The organism is Verrucomicrobiota bacterium, assembly GCA_016871495.1.
In the GTDB taxonomy this organism is placed as follows: domain Bacteria; phylum Verrucomicrobiota; class Verrucomicrobiia; order Limisphaerales; family VHDF01; genus VHDF01.
Map to the genome: position 1 here is coordinate 1 of VHDF01000048.1, position 18,608 is coordinate 18,608.

Sequence of the window (18,608 nt, forward strand, 5' to 3'; positions counted from 1 at the left end):
CAAGCAACAGGTGCTCGACTTGCACGCCGATCGCATGAGCACTCATCATATGGCCAGCAATCAACTGCGGCTGTGGCTGTCGGCTTTCGCCTATTTGCTCATGGAACGAGTGCGCACCCTGGGCTTGGCTGGAACAGAACTGGCCCAAGCCACGGTCGGCACGATTGGGTTGCACCTCATGAAAGTGGCGGCCCAGGTGACCGTGAGCGTGCGCCGGGTCTACATTCAGATCAGCAGCGCCTTTGCGAGGCAGGAGCTTTTTCGACTCTGCCAGCAGCGGCTGATGGCCGCGGCCTTGTGGAGTGATTAGCCGCCGACACCACAACCCGTAGGCGATTGGGATTCGGAAAATCTCCGAAGGCTGCGCCGTCGTCAAAAACGCCCGCAAAGTCGAGTTTTCACCCGCGATACCGCCGTTCCCCCTTGTCGTCACCCCCCCACCAGCCCTCCAACGCCCATTCCGCCGCGTCTCAGGAAAATCTTGCCCTCCAAATTCCTAAAATCGATCGCGCCATGAAATATGCGGGCTAGGACATTCCGTTGACGCGAGGGCGCGCGCGCAGATAACGTCTCAGGCAACAAACACGCGCCCATGCTCGAAGTCATCGAAAAACTCCTCATCCTGCAGGATCGCGATCGGAAGTTGCACCGCTTGCGCCGGGAACTCGAGGAAGTGGCCATCGAACGGCAGTCCGCGCAAACCCGGAGCTCGTCCGCTCAAACCAAGGTCGATCAGGCCAAGCTCGCCGCCCGGCATCTTGAGTCCGAGCGCAAGAAGCTCGAGCTCGAAGTGGAGGCCAAGAAGAGCCAGATCGAAAAGTACGCCTCCCAGCAGCTGCAAACCAAGAAGAACGAGGAGTACCGGGCGCTGGCGCACGAGATCGAGACCTGCAAACAGGCGATCCTCAAATTGGACGACGCCCAGATTGAGTTCATGGAAAAGGCCGAAGTGGCCCAACACGCGCTCCACGCCGCCAACAAGGAACTCGCCGAGGCCAAGAGCCACGCCGACAAGTTGATGGCCGATCTCGGCGTTCGAGAATCCAATCTCAAGAAGGAGTTGGAAGGCTTGGCCTCAAGCCGGGAAGCATTGGCTGGAGCGGTGGAGGAAGGCACGCGTGGCCGTTACGAGCGCCTGCTCAAGCACAAAGGCGAGAACGCGGTGGTGGGCGTGGACCGGCGCGCTTGCGGCGGGTGCCACATGAAGTTGCCTTTCCAGATCATCGTCAGCTGCCAGGGCCAGCAAGAAGTCATGACCTGCCCCAATTGCGGCCGCATCCTTTATTATACCCGCGAAATGTTGCTTGAGGCGGCCGATTAAGGGACGTTCCAACGGCGAGGGTCTTCGAGCAGCAGCTCTCACTTTGACTGATCAAGGTAGGGCGCGCACTCCGCTGCGCGCCGAAACCGGGTGTTTCCCAAGGCGGCGCGCACGGAGTGACGCGCCCTACCCACCAAAATGAGAACGAATGAGGGTTTGAGTCTGCCCCTTGCAATGTGGCGGTGCCTCGGCTAATCATGATCGTCCAGCGGCGCTCCGGGGAACTCCGGGGCCGTACGCTCGTGTTTGATCATGAAAAGCCAGACCGAAACCATTGATTTGAACCGCCGGGATTTTCTCCGCGATGGCTCCTTCGCCTCATTGATGGTGATGCTGGGCACCGTGGAGTTGCGAGCGCAGAACGTGCCGGACCCTAAAGTCGAGAAGACGTATGCGGGGGATCCCGTCAACGTCGCTCTCATCGGGTGCGGCCAGCACGGGCGGGAAATCCTGCGGCACCTGGCCTTGCTGGGAAACGCCTCGGTGGTCGCCACTTGCGACACCTACCCCGCGATGCTCCGCAGGACCAAGGATCTCGCGCCGAAGGCGGAGCCCACGGAGGACTACAAGCAGGTGCTTGGACGCAAAGACGTGGAAGCGGTCGTCATCGCCACACCGTCGCACCAACACAAACAGATCGTGCTGGACGCCCTGGCGGCGGGCAAACACGTCTATTGCGAGGCGCCGCTGGCCAACACGATTGAGGACGCGCGGGCCATTGCCAAAGCAGCCCAGGATCACCCTAGGTTCGTGTTTCAAAGCGGACTACAAATGCGGTCGGATCCGCAGCGGCGGTTCTTGCTGGATTTCGTGCGGGCCGGCGCCGCCGGGCGCAATGTCTATGCACGGGCTCAGTGGCAAAAGAAAACCAGCTGGCGGCAGGCCTCGCCGAATCCCGAGCGCGAGCTCGCGGTGAACTGGCGGCTCCGTTCCGAAACCTCGCTGGGGTTGGTGGGAGAAATCGGGATGCATCAGATCGATGTGCTGGGTTGGTTCATGAATGCCCGTCCCGTGGCGGTGACCGGCCATGGCCACATCGTGCAGTGGAACGACGGCCGGGACGTGCCGGATACCGTGCATGCGTCTTTTGAGTTTCCGGGCCATGTGATGCTCAATTACAGCGCCTCACTGGCGAACTCGTTTGACGCTGATTACGAGATGATTTACGGCACTGACGCGGCCGTCATGCTCCGGCAGAACAAGGCCTGGATGTTCAAGGAAGTGGACGCGCCCTTGCTCGGGTGGGAGGTGTACGCGCGCAAAGACACTTTTTACAAGGAAACGGGCATCGCCCTGGTGGCCAACGCCACCAAGCTCGTGGCTCAAGGCGACAAGCCCGTCGAGGAAGCGCCTTTTGCGGAGAACCCGCTCCATTTCGCGTTGGAATCGTTCTTGATCAACGTGAACGAGTTGAAGACCGGTGTGGAAGACTTCAACGCCACCTTCAACCCCAACGACACGCCCGCTTTGGTCAAATATCTCGCCTCGATCAAGCGGCAGCCCGCCGCGGGCTATCGCGAAGGCTACGAGGCAGCCGTGACCGCCATCGTCGCCAATCAGGCCATCCAGAAAAGGACACGCATTCCCTTCAGCAAGGAATGGTTCGACATCGGCTGAAGAATTCGAGCGCCTGCCGCGTCTCACTGAAAAGAACTATGCAATTCACCTCGCGCACCGCCACCGCCCTCGCTGCCTGCTTGCTGGCCGCCGGCCTGTTCGTTTCCGCCCATGCCCAGGACAGGGTCAAGTACGAGTCCCAGCCGGGCAGCAAGGTGAAGCTGGACGGAACTTCGAACATCCACGACTGGACCGTGGAAAGCCAGATCATCGCGGGCTTCATGGAGTGGGAGTCGAGTTATCCGCTTGATCCCTCGCAAGCCACGCCGCCCGCGCTGAAGGTGGTGCCCAAAGTTGAGGTCTCCATCCCGGTGCGCACGCTCAAGAGCGGCAAAACGCTCATGGACAAGGTCATGTACGAGGCCATCAAGCAAACCGAGCACCCGAAGATCGAATATAAACTCAAGGAAATGACCCTGAGCAAGGAGGCCCGCAAGGCCGGGGATCCGATCAAGTTCGACACGAAGGGCGAACTCACGGTTTCAGGCAAGACCAAGCCGATCTCGATGGTCGTGGCCATTGAGAAAGGTGACGGTGATGCCTTGAAGGCCAGGGGAGCGACACCGGTGAAGATGACCGACTTCGGCATCGCCCCGCCGGCCCCGAAAGTCGCCCTGGGCATGATCAAGACCAGCGAGGAAGTCAAAGTCACTTTCGAGTGGATCACGAAGAAAGCTCCGTAAGCGGGCTGATGCCTCTTTCTTGGCAAACGCCCGGCCCCGCGCGCCGGGCGTTTTGCTTGGGAGAGCACTCGGTCTTGCGCTTCGATCCCGAGCTTACTCCTGATCCGTCCCCACGAGGCATCGTCCCATGCCGGAAACCCAAAAACCGCGAGTCGTCGTCGGATTAAGCGGAGGCGTTGATTCCTCGGCGGCGGCGGCTTTGCTCCTTGAGCAAGGCTACGACGTGGTGGGCGTCACCCTCAAACTCTGGCCGCAGGATTGCATTTCACGGGCGGAAGACAAGTGCTGCGGCCCGCAAGCGGTCATGGACGCCCGTTCCGTCGCGCTCAAGTTGGGCATCCCCTTTTACCTCATCGACGAGGCCGCGGATTTTCAGAAAGAAGTCATTGCGTATTTTGCGGAGGAATACCGGGCGGGCCGGACGCCGAATCCCTGCGTGATGTGCAATGAGAAACTGAAGTTCGGGACCTTGATTCGCCGGGCGGGGCAGTTGGGCGCCGATTACATCGCCACGGGGCATTACGCGCGCGTCGAGCATGCGGGGAACGGCGGGCGGGTGCTTTTGCGGCGCGGACGGGATCCGCGCAAGGATCAAAGTTATTTTCTTTTTTCGCTGCGGCAGGATCAACTGGCGCGTGCGTTGTTTCCCTTGGGAGAACTGAACAAGACCGAAACCCGCGGCGTTGCTCGCGATCACTCGCTTCGCACGTCGGAAAAAGAGGAAAGCATGGAGATTTGCTTCGTGCCGGACAACGACTACGGGAAGTTTCTCGAGCAATCCAAACTGGTGGAGAAGCACAAGGGAGAGATCGTCAACACCCGGGGCGAGGTGCTCGGACGTCATGACGGCATCGAGTTTTACACGATTGGCCAGCGCAAGGGGCTGGGGCTGTCGAGTCCGAAGCCCCTTTACGTTTTGGAGTTGGATCCGGCGCGCAATCGCGTGGTGGTGGGAGACGAATCCCAATTGGACAAAGCGGAGTTCCTGATCGAGCGTTGCAATTGGATTCCGTTTGAAACGCCGCAACCGAGCATCGAAGCCATGGCCAAGATTCGCTACAATCATCCCGGCACGCCGGCCACCATCCTCCCCATGGAGGCGGGCCGGGCAAGAGTCATCTTGCACGAGCCGCAACGAGCCATTACGCCCGGCCAGGCCTGCGTGCTTTATCAGGATGACTTGGTCGTGGGGGGGGGCTGGATCGCCGGGGGCGGGCGGGCTGCTTGAGGCTCGGAGGGGGTTGATCAGAACGATGAGCTCGCCGCTCGGGTCAGCTTTGGGTTCGGACGCCCTTGCAAGAACTTGGCGGCGAGCCAGCACGTTCCGGTTGAGTCTGGCCGCCCTGCTTCTCGGATGGTTGAGCGGCGGAGCCCTCGGCGACGAGAAAGCAGCCGAACCGTTGAACTGCGTGGGGATTGAAAATGCATTTCGCGTCACGCCCAGGATCTATTCGGGAGGCCATCCGGAAGGCGAACCGGCGTTTGCTCAACTGCGCGATTGGGGGATCAAGACGATTATCTCTGTCGATGGAACGAAGCCGGACCCTGAGACGGCGGCCCGTTACGGCCTGCGTTACGTGCATTTGCCCCACGGATACGAAGGCATTCCGTCCAACATCGTGCTCCGTTTGATCAAGGCCGTCTCGACCGTGAACGGCCCGGTCTTCGTTCATTGCCATCACGGACGCCATCGTGTCGCGGCGGCGGTGGGGGTCATTTGCCAGGGAACCGAAGGGTGGACGCCGGAACGTGCCCTGGCCTGGATGAAGCAAGCGGGCACCTCGCCCGATTACCCAGGCCTCTTCCGTGTGAACGCCGAGTTCAAACCGCCTCGCCGCGAGGACTTGGAACGTGTGTCGCCCGATTTTCCGGCGGTGGCGATCGTTCCGCGGACCGTCGAAACCATGGCGGGCATTGATCAAGCTTGGGACCGGCTCAAGGCGTTTCAGAAACAAGGCTGGGTGGAGGAGAACCTGCGCACGGAGGGTTCGCCGGCGGCGATGGCCCTGATCCTCGCCGAATCCTATCGGGAAATGTGGCGCCTGGGAGGAAGTGTGGTCGAAAGGGAAGGATTTCGCGACGCGTTGCGGGCTGCGGAACAAGGCGCGAGGGAGCTCTATGAAACCTTGCGCCTGGACCTCCCTGCCCGAGGTCCGGATTGGAAGCGAACGCTGGGAGAGGTCATGAACAAGGCCGGGCGGCACTGCGCGGAATGTCACCAACGATTTCGGGATCGGTGAGACCCGCGCCATGCGGTGCCGGGGCACGGGGTCAGTCGGTGCTTCCCAAGGTTTTCTGTCGTGTGGTGCAGGCTGCCCAGCCTGCCGTATCGCCGACGGCCCGTCGGCCCGGCGGGTGAAGAACGAGGCCCTTCCAGGTTCTCCACGCGCCTGGTTTCCTTCGTCGCCCCGCAGGCTGGGCAGCCTGCGAAACAGCAGACAAGGCTGTCTGCGTTACCTCGACAACCCGGTCACCGACAAACTCTAGATGCACCGGGGGTCGGTCAGCAGAGCAAAACAGGATCGACGAGCGGGGGGGATTCCGGCATCCTCCCCAGGTCTCCACTACCCATGGTCCATCGAGTTCAACCGATGCATGCGACGATGCGAATCCGCTTCGTCATGGCCGGGGCGATCGCATGGAGCCTGGCTATGGCAGCACCAGCGACGGCGAACGAGCTGCCTCCGGCTCGAACCGAGCCGGTCCATTTCCTCGAGGACGTGCGCCCTCTCCTCTCGGCCCGCTGTTACGAGTGTCACGGTCCGGACAAACAGAAGGGCGGCTTGCGGCTCGACGACAAGCGCGCGGCGATGCGAGGCGGCGACAGTGGACCATCGATCGTGCCGGGCACGAGCGCCCAAAGCCTTTTGCTCCAGCGCGTGGCGGGGCTGAAGGCGGACGAGATCATGCCGCCCAAGGGCAAGCCCTTGTCGAAAGAGGAGGTGAGCCTGCTCAGAGGGTGGATCGAGCAAGGCGCTCCCTGGCCCGACGAAGCGGGGCGTCCTGCCGGGAGTTCCCATTGGGCGTTCCAGCCTCTGCACCCACCAAACCTCCCAGCCGTGGACAGTCCGGTGGAGGGCGCTCCCTTGAATCCCGTTGATCGTTTCGTGCGGGCGAAGTTGAAGGCCGCCGGACTTCGTCCGTCGCGTGCCGCCCGACGAGAAACCTTGATTCGCCGGTTGACGCTGGATTTGCACGGACTGCCACCGAGACCCGATGAAATCGACGCGTTCGTTCGTGATTCCTCGCCGCGGAGTTACGAGGCGCTGGTGGATCGTCTGTTGGCCTCGCCGCGATATGGCGAGCGGTGGGCGAGGCATTGGCTGGACGTGGCGCGGTACACGGAAAGCCAGGGCTTCGAATACGACAAATTGAGGGACAACGCCTGGCACTATCGCGATTATCTCATCGAGAGCTTCAATCGGGACAAGCCTTACGACCAGTTCATGCGCGAGCAGATCGCGGGGGATGTTTTGGACCCCCGCTCGAAAGACGCTCTCATCGCCACCAGCCTGCTGGTCTGCGGCCCGTGGGACGAAGCCGGCAACAGCCAGGCCAACGCCACGCAAAAGGCCATCACCCGGGAGGAAGAAATGGAAGATTTGGTGGGTGTGGTCGGCCAGACCTTCCTCGGGCTGACGGTCAATTGCGCCCGCTGCCATTCCCATAAGTTCGATCCGATCCCGCAGGAGGAATACTATCGCGTGCGCGCGGTGTTCGACGGCATCAAGCATGGGGAACGGGTGATCGCCTCGGAAGAGGAGAAAAAGACCCGCGAGGAGCGCCTGGACCATTTACGACGACTCGGCGGGGAGGCGAGGGAGCGCCGAATGTCCTTCGAAAGTTTGGGCTGGAAACGATGGAGCGCGAGGGTCTCCGTCGAAGCGAGGTCGGCCGAGACCACACCGCCGCTTGTGCCCGTTTGGAAATTTGCGCATGCCGAGTCCGGCGGAGCGTTGCGAGGAGGCGCGGTGGTTGCGAGACAAAGCTTGGTCCTGGACCGTCCCGGGAGTTACTTCCAATCCGACCCATTGGATCGCGAGATTCGGGAAAAGACGCTGGAGGCTTGGGTGGCGCTGGACACCTTGGATCAACGGGGCGGCGGTGTGATTTCGATCGAGAAGGAAGAGGGGCGCGTCTTTGATGCCATCGTCTTTGGGGAGCGGCAGGAGCGCAAATGGATTGCAGGCAGCAGTGGATTTGAGCGAACCCGGGATTTGGAAGCGCCCGAAGAAAGCACCGCGCCAGGGGGGGTGGTCCACATGGCGGCGGTGTACGGCGCCGACGGCACGATCGCTCTGTTCCGGAATGGCGAACCCTATGGCAAACCCTATAAGACGGCCTCGCCACTGCAATCGTATCCCGCGGGAACCTCCCGCATCCTGCTGGGCATGCGGCACAGCGGGGGTGGGAATCCCTACATGACTGGAATCCTTCGCCACGCGGCGCTTTATGATCGCGCCTTAAGTGCGGAGGACGTTCGGCAACTGTTCCGAAGTTCGGCCAATGCGGTGTCGATGGATGAAATCCTGAGCCAGTTGTCCGAGGGGGAACGAGCCGGGCATCGCGCGGCGCTTGAGCGCGAGAAACGGCTGCGCCAGGAGATGGAAAGCGTGCGTCCGTCCCCGGTGAGTTATGTGGGCGCCCGAGTGCAGCCTGCGCCGGCCAGGTTCTTGAAGCGCGGCGATGTCAAATCGCCCGGAGACGTCGTTCGTCCCGGAGCCCTGTCCGTGTTGCTCGGTGCGAACGCTGACTTTGGGCTCGCGGCGGACGCGCCCGAGGGCGAACGCAGGCGGCGGTTTGCGGACTGGCTCGCGGACCCGGCAAATCCACTGCCCGCCCGGGTGATGGTCAATCGGGTATGGCAATGGCATTTCGGCCAAGCCTTGGTTTCGACGCCGAACGATTTCGGCTCCAGTGGAAGCAAGCCCACGCATCCCGAGTTGCTTGATTGGCTGGCGTGTTTTTTCAGGGATCAAGGATGGAGTCTCAAGGCACTGCACAGGGTCATTTTGCTCTCGGCCACCTATCGTCAAGATTCGCATTACGACCCCCATGCGGGCGAAGCCGACGCCGAGAACGGGTTGCTCTGGCGTTTTGCGCCCCGGAGATTGGAAGCCGAAGTCATTCGCGACTCGATGCTGACGGCCTCCGGCGAAATGAACTGGGTCATGGGCGGTCCGAGTTTTCGTCCCTTCGAAGCCCTCAAGTTTCCCGCGAATGCGTATGTTCCGGTGGACAAGACCGGTGCGGATTATAACCGCCGGACGGTCTATCGAATGAACGTGAACTCGGGCAAGGAGCCATTGCTGGACGCGTTGGATTGTCCGGATCCGTCCGTAAAAACCCCGCGAAGGGGATCCACCACCACTCCGTTGCAAGCCCTGGGATTGATGAACAATTCCTTCGTCCTGCGACAGGCCAGGCGTTTGGCCGAACGCTGCGAGGCGAGCGCGGACGGGCGGCCAGCCAGGGCGGTGGACGAGGCCTATCGCCTGGTGCTGGGCCGTCGGCCCACCGAGCATGAGGCTGGGGCCGCCCTCGTCGTGGCGCGGGAACGCGGCCTTGCCAGTGTCACGTGGGCCTTGTTCAATTCGACGGAGTTTGTTTATGCGCGTTGAGGATGCTTCGCCATTGTTGCCGCGCCGGCATTTTCTCTCGGCTTCTGCGGGAGGCCTGGGGGCGGCGGCTTTGAGCTGGCTTTTGCACCATGACGCGTGGGGCTCCGCCGGAGCGGGAGCCGTTCGGAAGCCCCATTTCAAGCCCAAGGCCACGCGCATCGTGCAGATCTTCTGTTGTGGCGGGGTCAGCCATCTGGACACCTTCGACTTCAAACCCGAACTGGAAAAGTGGCACGGCAAGACGCTGGAGGGCAAAGGCGAGAACCTGGGATTCTTCGGTCAGCCGGGCAAGGTGATGAAGAGCCCGTATGCATTCGCGCGGCATGGTCAAAGCGGCGCCTGGGTTTCCAGCCTGCTCCCGAACCTTGGGCAGTGTGTGGACGAACTCGCGTTCGTGCATTCCATGGTCGCCAAGAGCAACAACCACACGCCGGCCACGTTCCAAATGAACAGCGGATTTACCATGAACGGTTTTCCGTCCATGGGCGCATGGCTGAGCTACGGGCTGGGCACCGAAAACGAGAATCTCCCCGCGTTTGTGGTGCTGCCCGATCCACGGGGACTTATCGCGGGCGGGTCCATCAACTGGACCGCGGGGTTTTTGCCGGCCAACCATCAGGGCGTGCCTTTCCGCACCACCTCGAAGGAGCCGGTGGCGGACTTGCACACGCCGAGCTCGATTGAACCCGGCCGGCGCGAGGCCGATTTCCATTTTCTGCACGCGATGAATCGCCATTTTGCGGAGGCGCATCCGGGCGAGGGCGCCTTCGGGGCAAGATTGCGGTCGTATGAACTCGCCGCGCGCATGCAATCGAGCATTCCGGAATCGCTGAACCTCGATGCCGAGCCGGAGTCGGTGAGGCAGCTTTATGGTTTAGCGGAGGAATCGAATCAAGGGTTCGCCCGGAATTGTCTGATGGCCCGGCGTCTGATCGAACGCGGGGTTCGATTCGTGCAAGTGTTCAACGGAGGCGCCTTCGGCAGTCCCCGCATCAATTGGGACGGGCACGAGAACTTGAAGGAGAATCACGACAACCAGGCCCGCACCATGGACAAACCGGTGGCGGCGCTGATCAAGGATCTCAAGCAGCGGGGATTGTTTGAAGACACGGTTTTCCTGTGGACCACCGAATTTGGCCGGGGCCCGGCGACCCAGGGACTGAACGCCACCGGGCGCGACCATCATCCGACCGCCTTCACGTGTTTCCTGGCGGGTGCGGGATTGAAGAAAGGCCTCCGCTACGGCCAGACCGACGAGGTGGGTTACTTCGTTTCTGAAAATCCGGTTTCCATTCACGATCTGCACGCGACGCTGCTGCATTTGCTCGGCATCGATCACGAAAGGCTCACCTTCTATCACAATGGGATCAACCGTCGCTTGACCGATGTTCACGGGAAGGTGCTGCACGGCCTGCTGGCTTGAATTACAATCCTATGAATCCTCCCTCGGACCCATCCCCCACCCAGACCCCCCGGACCAACCGCCGTGCTTTCCTGCGCCGATCCGCCGCCGCCGCCGCCGTCCTGGGATTTCCGGCCATCATCCCCGCTTCCGCCCTCGGACAGGCCGGGCGTCCCTCCGCCAACCAGCGCATTCAAATCGGCGTGATCGGGACCGGCAATCAGGGGTTCAATGACATCCGGTCGATGATCCGGGACGAGCGTGTGCAAATCGTGGCGGTGTGCGATGTGAATCGCGAGAGCGGCGGATATTGGAACGGGGCCGTCGGCGGGCGCGAACCGGGACGGCGGTTGGTGGAGGAGCACTACGCCAAGGCCAGTCCCTCGGGGTCCTATCGTGGCTGCGACACGTATGTGGACTTTCGGGAATTACTGGCCCGGCGGGACATTGACGCGGTGCAGATTGTGACGCCGGACCACTGGCACGCGGTGCAAGCGATTGCCGCGTGCAAAGCGGGCAAGGACGTGTATTGCCAGAAGCCGCTGGCGCTGACCATCGCCGAAGGGCGGGCCATGGCCAAGGCCGTCAAGAAGTACCAGCGCGTTTTCCAGACCGGCAGCCAGCAGCGTTCCGAGCGAAATTTCAGGCACGCCTGCGAGCTCGTTCGCAACGGAAGGCTTGGGACATTGAAAACCGTGAAGTGCGGCCTCCCTTCGGGGCACCCCGATTACGGAAAGACCGGCCAGCGCAAGGCACCCGAACCTGTGCCGGAGGGGTTTCACTACGACCTCTGGCTGGGGCCGGCCCCGGCGGCACCCTACGCGCCCGCTCGGTGTCATGTGAATTTTCGATGGAACCTCGATTACTCCGGTGGGCAGTTGACCGACTGGGGCGGGCATCATCCTGACATCGCGCAGTGGGGGATGGGGACGGAGCGGACCGGGCCGGTGGAGATCAAGAATGCGCACGGCAAGTTTCCGCCCCGGAGCGATCTCTGGAACACGGCCACCGAGTATAGCTTCGAGTGTGTTTACGCGAACGGGGTGCGGCTGTTGATCTCGGACAAGTTCGAGATGGGAGTGACGTTCGAGGGCACGGAAGGAAAGGTTTACGTGTCGCGGGGCCGCCAGCGGACCGAGCCCGAGTCGTTGTGGAGTTCCACCATGGGAGAACGTGAAACGCGTTTATACGAAAGCCGGGATCATTTCCGAAACTTCATCGATTGCGTGCTCTCGCGAAAGGAGCCGGTCGCGCCGTGCGAAGTCGCGCACCGCTCGATCACGCTGGCTCACCTGGGAAATATCGCCATGCAATTGGGACGTGATTTGAAGTGGGATCCCAAGAAGGAGCGATTCGTGAAGGACGACGAGGCGAACCGCATGCTCAGCCGCCCGCATCGGGCGCCTTGGACGATTTGATGAAGCTGGTGCGTTGGAGTGACGTTGCTGGAGCTGCCAGGACCGACCGTGCCGGGACTCACCGAAGTTCACGCCCCAGGTGGGCGAAGTAAAATCGCCGCCACCGCTCCGTCCCGTCCGGCCATGGGAGGATCCACCGCGTGCTTGGGCAAGGAGGCAAGGATTCCCGCCAAAGTCCGAGATTGCATCGTCCTTCAGCCTTCGTAAATATCGGCTCCCGCGTTTTGCATCCGCGTCTGACTATGGCTCAATCGAATCCCTACCGGTTTTGTTTCGGACCTTGGAATATCAGCGAAGGCCAGGATCCTTACGGCCCGCCCACGCGGCCACCCCAGTCATTCGACTGGAAACTGGCCGAACTGAAGAAGCATGGCTATGACGCCATGATGTTTCACGACGACGACGCGGTGCCGGATATCGACGGCAAATCCTCCGCACAGGTCTTGAAGGAGGCGAAGGCGCTGAAGAAGCGGCTGGACGGAGAAGGGATCAAGGCCGAAATGGTGGCTCCCCGGCTGTGGTTCAGTCCGAAGACCATCGACGGGGCTTACACCAGCAACGACAAGAAACACCGGCAGTACGCCATCGATCGATCCAAACAGTCCATCGACATCGCGCGGGCCATGGGAACCGATTTGCTCGTGTTGTGGCTGGCGCGGGAGGGAACCTATCTGCGCGAGGCGAAGAACGGGCGTCGCAGCGTGGATCTGCTGGTGGAAGCACTGGACGCGATGCTCAAACACGACTCGCGCATCCGGCTGGCGATTGAGCCCAAGCCGAACGAACCGATGGATCACGCCTACATTCCAACGATTGGCCACGCCCTCGCGCTGGCCCAACTCGCGGTGGACCCGAAACGCGTCGGTTGTTTGATTGAATCCGCCCACGCGATTTTGGCGGGGCTTGATCCTGCCGACGAAATTGATTTCGCGATGTCTTTTGGAAAACTCTGGTCGCTGCACCTGAACGATCAGAATGGTTTGAAGTTCGACCAGGACAAGCCGTTTGGGAGCAACAATCTTCGCGTGGCTTTCAATCAGGTGCGAGCCCTGGAGCGCAATGGCTATGGGAAAAAGGGCGAATTCGTGTGTTTCGACGTGCATCCGTTTCGAACGACGCATCCGGAACATTGGCTCGATCATTTGAACAACAGCCGGCGGACCTTTTTGAAGCTTCTTGAAAAAGCGCGGAGTTTCGACAATGCGGCGGCTTCAAGGCTGGTGGCGCAGCGCGATTACCAGGCGCTGGATCAAATGGTGATTGAGCACTTGTTGGGCAAGTCAGGATGATGCCGCGGGGCGTCGATGGACGGCGGCGCCACGACTATGCCGGGCCGGAATGATCGATTCTCGGGTTCGCTCAAGGGCAGTGTTGTTTTCTGCTTGGCCCTCGCGGTCCTGGAACTTCTGGATTTCCTTCGCCTTTATCCCCTCGATACCTTGGGGATTATCCCGAGGGAATGGGTGGGCCTGCGTGGAATCCTCTTTGCTCCTGTCCTGCATGGGGGATTTGGACATTGGGCGGCCAACGCCCTTCCTCTGGTGGTCTTGCTGACACTCCTGGGGGCGGATCCCAAGTTACGTCCGGCAGCGGCGTTGCTTTGGATCTGGGTGTGGAGCGGATTGGGGACTTGGCTCATTGGAAGGGGGGCACCATTCATTTGGGGGCGAGTTCCATCATTTTTGGCGTGGCGAGTTATTTGATCGTAGCGGGGTTCTTCGCGCAGACTTGGAGATCCATTGGAGTTGCGCTGGTTGTCTTGGTGGGGTTTGGGGGCATTTTTTACGGAGTGCTTCCGCAGGAGGGCAGGATATCCTGGGAAGCTCATTTGAGCGGTGCTTTGGCGGGGGTTTGGACGGCCTGGCGGTTATTGAAGTAGGTCGAAGTCGTTCCGGACTGAACGCTGTTGTGGGCAAGGCGGAGAGGAATCTCCTTAACTGTTGACGTGGGGCGGCTGGATTTCTGCGGGATGCAGCCAGGGGAGGTTCGACGCCGTTTCTTGAGGCGGGCGAGCTTTTCGGAAGAGGATTGGGGGAGGCGGAGGCCCAAGTAAGGGAGAAATTGGATTGCCTTTCGACGCGACCCTGTTTGATATGGCTTCATGCATGCTTCAAATCGAATGATTGCCTCGTTACTGCTGGCCGGAAGTTTGTTGCTGGGAGGGTCGGGAAGCGCCGATGTGCCGGAGGAAATGGTTGCTTCCGCGACTCGATTTCTCGCCGCTCTGACTTCGGATCAACGCAGCAAGGCTTTGTTTCCTAATTTCGGTGACGACGAGAGGAAGAACTGGGCTTTCATTCCGAAGGCGAGGAAAGGATTGCCCTTGAAGGAAATGACGCCCGCCCAACGAGCGCTGGCTTTAGGAATTGTTTCGACGGGATTGAGCCAGCACGGGTTTTTGAAGGCGATGACCGTGATCAGCTTGGAGGATATTCTCAACGAATTGGAGCAGGGCAAAGGGCCTGTCCGCGACGCGGAACTTTATTTTGTCTCTGTGTTCGGGGAGCCAGCGCGGGGAAGGGCGTGGGGTTGGAGGTTCGAGGGGCATCACTTGGCTTTGAATTACACCGTGACGGCTGCTGGCAAGGTCAGCATGACCCCTTCCTTTTTTGGTTCCAATCCGGCGAAGGTTTTGGCTGGGATTCGAACTGGGTTGCGGACTTTGGATGGGGAGGAGGATGAGGGGAGGAAGTTGGTGAAGATGTTCAAGCCGCATCAGCTCAAAGTGGTGGTGATCGACACGGCCGCTCCCAAGGACATCTTGAGCGAGTCGTTCAGAACGGCCAGCCGTTTGAGTCCGCCGGGCCTCGGCTGGGGCGAGATGAGCAAAGAACAACGAGATCAGCTCAAGAAGTTGGTTCGGGTTTATTTGTTTCGGAATCGGCCGGAAATTGCCGAGCGAGATTGGAAGCGACTGGAAGCGGCGGGTTGGCGGAGTGTGCATTTTGGCTGGGCGGGCGGATTCGAGCCCGGTCAGGCGCATTATTACCGAGTTCAAAGCGACACTTTCTTGTTGGAATACGACAATATCCAGAACAACAACAACCACATCCATTCGGTGTGGCGTGACTTTTCGAATGATTTTGGATTGGACTTGCTGAAGGAACATTACGAGACTACCCCACATAAATGATTGGTGGCCCAACGGTTAAGGTAACGCGAAGTCCTGAAAATACTCATTTTAGCCCTTGACGGTTGCTTGAAACTTCTTTAAAAATCCCCTCCGTAAAGACCAGATTGTAGCGAAGCTCAGACCAAACTGCTCTTCCACAACAAGTTTAACGCAATATGACTACCGCAAAGCACGGCTTACTGAAAACAATCGTGGCAATCGCTGCGACCACAGCTGCGTGGACTGCTGCGAATGCGCAAGGCCAGCTTGAGATTGTTTACAACAATTCATCTGTACCCCTTAATGCGAGCTACGGCAGCGCCTTGGAGTTCGGCGATCAGGTTTCCCTTCAGGGATTGAACCGGGATCTTTATCGCTTTGAGTTTGAGTACAACGCGAGTCTGGCACCGGCTGCATCCAAGCAGGGCTTGGTGCGGATGTATGCGAATGATGGTCCGGGAGGCGCTCCGGGGACATTGCTCTTCGAGACTGATCCATTCGCGCTTCCTACGGGTCAAGGGACATTGGACTTTTCCCAGATTGGAGGGGTAAAGCTGCCGAATCAATTGACTTGGACCTTGGCCACCGCCGGTTTAAGCGGTAGTGAGAAATTCGAGGTCCAACTTTTCAGTCCTCCGTCGATCGGAAAGAGCGCCGATGATTTTTGGCAGAAGAATGCCTTCGGCGGTTGGACCTTGACGGTTCTGAGCAGTGCCGCTGGATCGGCTCCTGCGAATTTCAGCGCGAGGATTACAGCGGTTCCCGAACCCACAACGATGGCGTTTGTGTTGGGTGGACTCGCTCTGATGGGAGTAGCCGGTTATCGCCGCAAGAATTCCTAGTTCAAAGCTTCGCCAGCCTTTCAAGCAGCGTGGACGCAAGTCCGCGCTGTTTTTTTTGGGGGGGCGGGTCGAGATCTTGAGGACGGACGGAGGAAGAATCTGAGGCAGTTCTTCTTGAGGCATGATCCTGGAAACGGCCATGGCCTTCATGAATCTGCGCGAGGACCCGGCGATCAGGCCGTTCTGCCCAACTCGACGGATCACCTCATCGGATAAGCCTCGTCGCGCATCGCGGATTTCTCGCTCAAGCCTTTGCGCACCTTCGACACGCTCCACAAGCTCCGTTTAGGTTAAGGAGTCACAGGAGGTTTTCGATCAGCATGAGCTCTTCCCGGCGGAGCCGGGAGATTGGAATTTCCTTGGCTCGCACCTGAGCTTCACTTCGATTGCCGGAGGCGGCGAGGACGGCGGCATGGACCGCACGCCATGCCGGAGGAGCTTTGGGCCAATCGATCTTTAGTCCGGCATAAACCTGCGCGGCCTTTTCGGGTTCAGAATGCCGAAGATAGGCAAGGGCCAAAGTGGTCCTGAAGGAGATCCAGTCGGGATTGGCCGACACGAGTTTTTCCGCGATGGCGGATGAATGGATCAAGTCCTGGTTGGCGAGCAATTGGAGGTAGGCGAGATCGTTCTGAGGTTCCAGATCCGAGGGGAATTTCTGAGTCATTTCACGAACGAGCTCGATCAGAGACGAGAGTTTCCCCTCCAATTCCAGGATGCGTAGGAGCGCGAGATAAACGGGTTTGGAAGAGGACTCGGTTTTTTTCAGCGCCAGCAAGGTTCGCTTGGCGTAGGCCGTCAACCCGAGCTTCTCGAGATATTGAAACTGGAACCACAGCTTCGCGGGATCTTGGCCGGCGGCTAGGTGGCTGGCGGGGGGTGTTTTCGTGGTTGTGCTGGCGCTTTCTGTGTCGGGTTCCGCGGTGTTGGATCGGCTGGCGGCACTGGATTCGACGTATCCGAAACCTTGGATCTGGCGGGAGGCTTTGAATTTGTGGTCTCGCCACGCATGGGTGGGAATAGGAGTTGGGGCGTTTGAGTCGGGGGTAAACCCGGGCAAGACATACTTTGGGGAGGTGGCTTTGCGCCATGTGGAAAACGATTACCTGCAAGGGTTGTGTGAATCCGGCTTGTGGGGGATGGCGGGAGTGTGGGTGTGGATTGGCCTTTGGGGAGTGAACATTTTCCGCGGCGCTCGAACGGGATTATTTCGGGATGGAGTGGCGGAGGCGGGTCTGGTCGCGGCACTGGGGGCGTTGGCGTTTCACAGTTCACTCGATTTTCCGATTCAAATTCCCGCCCTGCTTTTTTTGGCTGCCGCGCTTGCTGGGCTGCTGCGGGGGAGCGCGGCTCGATTCCGAGGGGAAGACTTTCCCGCGTGCACGTCGGGGAGGGTGGGGAAGCTTGTGATGCTGGGAGTTTCACTCTGGGTTGGGGCTGGCGCTGTGGGTCAGCTCGTTTCATTCGGGTACTGGCAGACTGCCTTGCGAGAGGCGGATCCTGGAAAGCGGCTGGGATTGATCGAAGCGTCTTTGGGGTGGTGGCCCTGGGAGTGGAAGCGTCAAGTGGGGGCGCTCAGGACGTCGGCAGAGGTTGTGCGCGCCGCTGAATTGGGAACGAGATCTGAGCTTTGGGAACCTCACCGACGGACCATGCAGAGGTATTTGGGGTGGCGTCGGCTGGACTGGCAATCGCGACTCGAACTACTGGCCCATGACGCGGAGTTTCGCCGGGATGTGGAATCGCTTCGCGAGGCGGCTCAACTTGTGTTGCGGATCAATCCACGGAACGCGCGGCTCCATCTGGAGGCAGGCCGGATCTTAGGGCTGAGGGATGCTCGGAGCGCGGCCGAGATTCTTCGGAGGGCGCCGAAGACGGCTGCGCTGCAGCAGGAGTTTTTGGACCTGGGATGGAAGCTGGAAGGGAACAGCGACCGGTTGTGGGAGTTGATCCTTCCCGGTGTGGAGGGATTGAAGGCACTCGCTGAGTTTGCCTTTGAACGCTCATTGCCTGGCTTGGCGTCCCTGGCCCTTGAAAGGATTCCCGACGGCGAGGTGGACTGGGAATGGAAATGCGCGGGGTGGCTGAGAGCTGGCCAGCCTGAGTTGGCGGCCCGGTCGGTGCCCAAAGATGGAGGCTTGCGCGGGGAGTATTGGCGAAGCCGAGCCTTGGTGGCGCAGCGCCGGGCGGTGGAGGCTTGGAAGGCGATGGATCGAGTTTTGAAGGAGACTTCACGAGCCGAGGGATTGGCAGGATCGGGATTCGAGGAACTCACCTTGCTGGAGCGGAGCGCTGACTGGTGGGAACGGTGGAAAAGAGGACCGCGGGACGTTACGCTGGCCAGGATTGTGGCGGGATGGCTCGTCGCGAATGCTTCCCGTGCAGAATCCGCCTCCCAAATTCGAGAAATCACCACCGCCTACCCGACTGACCTGGCAGTATTGAGGTCGGAATACGATTACTGGGTGAATCGGAACGATGGGGAGCGTGCCGTGGCGGCGAGTTTGAAGTGGGTTGAAATCTGGATGTCCAGACCGGATCCATCGGCTCGGAAACGCTGAGGAGCAAGTGATGCATTTCGCGCGCGAGTGC

At 60.3% G+C, this 18,608-nt stretch carries 15 protein-coding genes; 14 read left to right on the forward strand and 1 reads right to left on the reverse strand.

Annotated features, from left to right (window positions below; translation table 11 throughout):
- The 13 genes from FJ404_11680 to FJ404_11740 all read left to right on the forward strand — a co-directional run.
- Window positions 1–310: IS1380 family transposase (locus FJ404_11680; GenBank protein MBM3823525.1), on the forward strand; the 310-nt coding region annotated here is incomplete at its 5' end.
- Between the two features lie 282 nt (window positions 311–592).
- On the forward strand, window positions 593–1,321 hold the full coding sequence (locus tag FJ404_11685; protein MBM3823526.1) for a hypothetical protein: 729 nt from the start codon (window positions 593–595) through the stop codon (window positions 1,319–1,321).
- A 252-nt stretch (window positions 1,322–1,573) separates the two neighbouring features.
- A complete protein-coding gene (locus tag FJ404_11690; GenBank protein ID MBM3823527.1) occupies window positions 1,574–2,938 on the forward strand; it encodes a Gfo/Idh/MocA family oxidoreductase in 1,365 nt (454 codons plus the stop codon).
- Complete coding sequence (locus FJ404_11695; protein ID MBM3823528.1) at window positions 2,920–3,621, forward strand: YceI family protein; 702 nt, start codon at window positions 2,920–2,922, stop codon at window positions 3,619–3,621. The genes FJ404_11690 and FJ404_11695 overlap by 19 nt, the downstream gene beginning before the upstream one ends.
- A 127-nt stretch (window positions 3,622–3,748) precedes the next feature.
- Window positions 3,749–4,849, forward strand: a complete 1,101-nt coding sequence (mnmA, locus tag FJ404_11700) for a tRNA 2-thiouridine(34) synthase MnmA (protein ID MBM3823529.1) — start codon at window positions 3,749–3,751, stop codon at window positions 4,847–4,849.
- Entirely contained in the window at window positions 4,797–5,861 is a 1,065-nt protein-coding gene (locus FJ404_11705; GenBank protein ID MBM3823530.1) for a hypothetical protein, read from the forward strand. The genes mnmA and FJ404_11705 overlap by 53 nt, the downstream gene beginning before the upstream one ends.
- A gap of 330 nt (window positions 5,862–6,191) precedes the next feature.
- Entirely contained in the window at window positions 6,192–9,242 is a 3,051-nt protein-coding gene (locus FJ404_11710; GenBank protein MBM3823531.1) for a DUF1553 domain-containing protein, read from the forward strand.
- Window positions 9,232–10,665, forward strand: a complete 1,434-nt coding sequence (locus FJ404_11715) for a DUF1501 domain-containing protein (GenBank protein MBM3823532.1) — start codon at window positions 9,232–9,234, stop codon at window positions 10,663–10,665. The genes FJ404_11710 and FJ404_11715 overlap by 11 nt, the downstream gene beginning before the upstream one ends.
- An 11-nt stretch (window positions 10,666–10,676) precedes the next feature.
- Window positions 10,677–12,062: a Gfo/Idh/MocA family oxidoreductase gene (locus FJ404_11720; GenBank protein ID MBM3823533.1), complete on the forward strand. Its 1,386-nt coding sequence runs from the start codon at window positions 10,677–10,679 to the stop codon at window positions 12,060–12,062.
- Window positions 12,063–12,304: 242 nt separating this feature from the next.
- Window positions 12,305–13,351 carry a TIM barrel protein gene (locus tag FJ404_11725; protein ID MBM3823534.1) on the forward strand — a complete coding sequence of 349 codons (1,047 nt, stop codon included), beginning with the start codon at window positions 12,305–12,307 and terminating at the stop codon, window positions 13,349–13,351.
- Between the two features lie 170 nt (window positions 13,352–13,521).
- Window positions 13,522–13,941, forward strand: coding sequence for a rhomboid family intramembrane serine protease (locus tag FJ404_11730; GenBank protein MBM3823535.1), 420 nt, complete (start codon window positions 13,522–13,524; stop codon window positions 13,939–13,941).
- A gap of 222 nt (window positions 13,942–14,163) precedes the next feature.
- Entirely contained in the window at window positions 14,164–15,195 is a 1,032-nt protein-coding gene (locus FJ404_11735; GenBank protein MBM3823536.1) for a DUF3500 domain-containing protein, read from the forward strand.
- 155 nt (window positions 15,196–15,350) lie between these two features.
- Window positions 15,351–16,016, forward strand: coding sequence for a PEP-CTERM sorting domain-containing protein (locus tag FJ404_11740; GenBank protein ID MBM3823537.1), 666 nt, complete (start codon window positions 15,351–15,353; stop codon window positions 16,014–16,016).
- A 298-nt stretch (window positions 16,017–16,314) separates the two neighbouring features.
- Here FJ404_11740 and FJ404_11745 read toward each other — a convergent pair whose 3' ends face one another.
- On the reverse strand, window positions 16,315–17,076 hold the full coding sequence (locus FJ404_11745) for a hypothetical protein (GenBank protein MBM3823538.1): 762 nt from the start codon (window positions 17,074–17,076) through the stop codon (window positions 16,315–16,317).
- Window positions 17,077–17,092: 16 nt separating this feature from the next.
- Between FJ404_11745 and FJ404_11750 the strand changes: the two genes are divergently transcribed.
- Complete coding sequence (locus FJ404_11750) at window positions 17,093–18,577, forward strand: hypothetical protein (protein MBM3823539.1); 1,485 nt, start codon at window positions 17,093–17,095, stop codon at window positions 18,575–18,577.
- The last annotated feature ends 31 nt before the right edge of the window (window positions 18,578–18,608 follow it).

Excerpts from the sequence above, each read along its gene's own strand:
- FJ404_11715 (MBM3823532.1), top strand. The coding sequence starts at position 9,232 with ATGCGCGTTGAGGATGCTTCGCCATTGTTGCCGCGCCGGCATTTTCTC.
- mnmA (MBM3823529.1), top strand. The coding sequence starts at position 3,749 with ATGCCGGAAACCCAAAAACCGCGAGTCGTCGTCGGATTAAGCGGAGGC.
- FJ404_11735 (MBM3823536.1), top strand. The coding sequence starts at position 14,164 with ATGCATGCTTCAAATCGAATGATTGCCTCGTTACTGCTGGCCGGAAGT.
- FJ404_11730 (MBM3823535.1), top strand. The coding sequence starts at position 13,522 with ATGGGTGGGCCTGCGTGGAATCCTCTTTGCTCCTGTCCTGCATGGGGG.
- FJ404_11695 (MBM3823528.1), top strand. The coding sequence starts at position 2,920 with ATGGTTCGACATCGGCTGAAGAATTCGAGCGCCTGCCGCGTCTCACTG.
- FJ404_11690 (MBM3823527.1), top strand. The coding sequence starts at position 1,574 with ATGAAAAGCCAGACCGAAACCATTGATTTGAACCGCCGGGATTTTCTC.
- FJ404_11740 (MBM3823537.1), top strand. The coding sequence starts at position 15,351 with ATGACTACCGCAAAGCACGGCTTACTGAAAACAATCGTGGCAATCGCT.
- FJ404_11725 (MBM3823534.1), top strand. The coding sequence starts at position 12,305 with ATGGCTCAATCGAATCCCTACCGGTTTTGTTTCGGACCTTGGAATATC.
- FJ404_11705 (MBM3823530.1), top strand. The coding sequence starts at position 4,797 with ATGACTTGGTCGTGGGGGGGGGCTGGATCGCCGGGGGCGGGCGGGCTG.
- FJ404_11710 (MBM3823531.1), top strand. The coding sequence starts at position 6,192 with ATGGTCCATCGAGTTCAACCGATGCATGCGACGATGCGAATCCGCTTC.
- FJ404_11685 (MBM3823526.1), top strand. The coding sequence starts at position 593 with ATGCTCGAAGTCATCGAAAAACTCCTCATCCTGCAGGATCGCGATCGG.
- FJ404_11720 (MBM3823533.1), top strand. The coding sequence starts at position 10,677 with ATGAATCCTCCCTCGGACCCATCCCCCACCCAGACCCCCCGGACCAAC.